Here is a 211-nt window from a genome sequence, read left to right as displayed (position 1 = left end):
ACGTCAGCACAGCCACCTTCCCGGACACCGGGTTGCCGTGCGTATCCTTCAGCGCAACCGTCACCACCATGTTGGCGCCCGCGATGTAACTCGCCTTGTCCAGCTCGATGGTTGACTGGGTCGCCACCGCATCACTCGCCGCAATGGTGTAGATAGCCGAGTCCTTGTGCTCGCTTCCCAACGTCAGAGTGGCTTTGTGCGTCGTACCCGC

The 211-nt window shown here is 61.6% G+C and carries 1 protein-coding gene; it reads right to left on the bottom strand.

Translation table 11 applies throughout. The features are described from left to right. On the bottom strand, window positions 1-211 hold a 211-nt coding region (locus AC2AXP_RS22870; protein WP_484382000.1), incomplete at both ends, for a hypothetical protein.

The organism is Serratia sp. Sp408, from assembly GCF_057180665.1.
Note: the sequence above shows the minus strand (reverse complement) of the source record. Positions and strands in the feature narration are given on the sequence as shown.